The sequence below is a fragment of the Nitratidesulfovibrio oxamicus genome (assembly GCF_015731765.1).
Lineage (GTDB): Bacteria > Desulfobacterota > Desulfovibrionia > Desulfovibrionales > Desulfovibrionaceae > Cupidesulfovibrio > Cupidesulfovibrio oxamicus.
This window is the reverse complement of record NZ_VRYY01000391.1, coordinates 1-2,401: the sequence shown is the minus strand read 5'-3', so window position 1 is coordinate 2,401 and position 2,401 is coordinate 1. Positions and strand designations below refer to the sequence as shown.

2 protein-coding genes are annotated in these 2,401 nt (G+C 71.3%); both read right to left on the bottom strand.

The annotated features are described in order from the left end of the window. Positions 1 to 1,753: FkbM family methyltransferase (locus FVW20_RS12720; protein ID WP_196609910.1), on the bottom strand; the 1,753-nt coding region annotated here is incomplete at its 3' end. Positions 1,754 to 1,831: 78 nt separating this feature from the next. Further along, on the bottom strand, positions 1,832 to 2,401 hold a 570-nt coding region (locus FVW20_RS12715; RefSeq protein WP_196609909.1), incomplete at its 5' end, for a TylF/MycF/NovP-related O-methyltransferase.

The following is a 2,401-nucleotide window of genomic DNA, read 5'->3' as shown; positions in this document are numbered from 1 at the left end:
CGGCGATGCGCGGCACCCGTGCCGTGCCCGCCCGGCCCGCAGCCCCGGCCCGCACCGGGGTGACCACGCCTGCAAGGCCGTTCACGGCCACGGTGCGTTGCAGCAGGGAGAACACCTCTGCCTGCGGCTCCAGCGCGGTCACGTGCCCGCTTGCCCCCACCATGCGGGCAAAGGCCACGGCGTGGGTGCCCACGTTGGATCCCACGTCCAGCACGCGGCCCCCGGCGGGCGCGTAGGGGGCCAGCGCGTCCAGTTCCGCCTGCGCCCATTCGCCGTAGATGGCCAGGGCCATGCCCACCGGGCCGTCGAAGTCGAAATGATGGATGACGCCCTGTCGGCACGGGGTGGCCATGACGTGGTCTTCGAGGTGCGGGGGCAGGCCGCCGGTCGGAGTGTCACCGGACGAGATGCTGGCGGATGGGGCGGAACCGGCGGCCACGTTGGCTCCAACCGTCGTCATGCTCCGGCCTTTGGGCCGCTCGCCCGCGCCCGTCACATGGTCCCCGTTGCCATCGTCCCCGCTATCCCCACCGTCCTCTGCGTCGTCGAACAGGAACAGTTCCAGCGGCCCCACGGTGAACAGGTCGCCCTCCCGTTCCGAAGGGTCGAAGCGGACGGAGCGCAACGTTGTCTCGCCGCGCATGGCCGTTTCCACGTCGGCGCGGGTGAAGCCGTTCATGTGCGGCACGGAATGCAGGGTGCGGTCGGCGTACACGGCCCCGCTTTCCTCCAGACGGAAGTATGCCTTGGCGAAGTTGTGCTCGCGGAATTCGCTCAGGTTGGCCGAGCGCACGTTGACCATGGCGATGCGGTCCACAGCCACGTCCGGCAGGCGGTAGGTGATGCCGGGGTCGCCGGTGGTGGCGCGGAACACCGGCTGGATGGCGTCCGGGTGTTCACGGTCCGGGCTGCCGTCGAGCCCGGCGGGCAGCGCGTCGTTCGGGGATTTGTCCGGATCGCCGCCTGCCACGGGCACGGCGTTGGCGATGCGCTCCGGCCACACCAACAGGTGGCGCAGGGGCCGCGCCTTGCGCAGTTCCGCCGCGAAGGAGATGCCCGATTCGTCGCGCAGGTTGATGTTGCACAGTTTGGGGTCGTCCGAGGCGGCGCAGGGGGTGCGTCGCGCGGCAAAACCGCATTCCTCCGCCGCCCGGCGCAGGCTGGTGAAGTCGTGCAGCCAGCGGTGGCCGCCCATGCGCAGGCCGGTGTTCACGGCGTCCATGCCGTTGCGGCAGCGCATCACGTCGGCGAAGTAGTCGCCGCTGCCCACAAGGACGGCGGGGTCGAAGCGCTGGCCGTAGGTCCACAACTGGCCGATGTCCGGGGTGAGCAGCCGGGCCACGCCGCCGGGCCGCAGCAGCACGTTCATGGAGCACAGGATGTACAGTTGCTCGGTGAGAAAGAAATGTTCGATGACGTCTTCCGCGTAGAAGGCGGCCACCTGCCCCGCAAGGCGGCGGGGCCACACGTCCAGCAGGCGGCATTCGCGCACCCGCTCGTCGTGGGGCAGAAAGTCCAGGTTCACGAAGCCGTCCAGCACCGCGCCGCCACAGCCCAGATGCACGTAAGCCCCCGCGGCGTCAGCGCCCTGCCAGTCGTCGTGCGACCAGGCGAACCACGCGGCCAGCCGGGGGTTGCAGCGGGCTAGACCCGCCATGTCGGGAAGGCTGGCCATATCCGGAAGGCCGGTCGTGCCCGGCGCGGCGGAGGCGTGGGGGGTGTCGGTCATGGTGGCGTTGTCGGGGCTGGTCATGCGGGGCGGTGTCCTGCGTGCGGGCGGTTATGGGCTGCGGCGGGGGCGGCGTGGAGGGATGTCTGTGCAGGGTCGCGTTCAGGCGTGGGGCTTCACGCCCATGCGGCCCGTGTAGTCGGTGCGGGTCAGCAGCGGCGGGGTGGCCCCGGCGCGGGCCAGCTCCGCGAAATAGGCGTCCACGGCGCGGCCCACGCCGGGAAAGTGGCCGTAGTCGTCGATGCACAGCACCCCGCCCGGCGACAGGCGCGGGTAGAGGTGGGTCAGTTCGTGCAGCACCGAGGCCGCGTCGTCGGTATCCAGGTGCAGCAGGGCGATGGCGTCCGGCAGGGGGCCAGCGGGAATGGTGGCCTGCACCGGGCCGCGCAGCACGTGCAGCCGCTGCGCCGGGTAGCCGGTGCGGGCGAAGTTGGCCATGGCTGCGGGCAGCACGTCGTCCTTGGGGAAGGCTTGCAGGGTCTCTCCGGTGATGGAGGTTTCTTCCACGCCGTCGGGAAAGCCCCGGAAGGTGTCGCACCAGAAAAGGTCGCGTTCCGCCTGCCCCGGCTGGCTCAATCGGGCCAGCACGGCGGCGCAGAAGCAGGCCGAGCCGCCCCGGTACACCCCGCATTCCAGCAGCGCGCCGGGCACGCCGGGCACGCCGGGCACGCC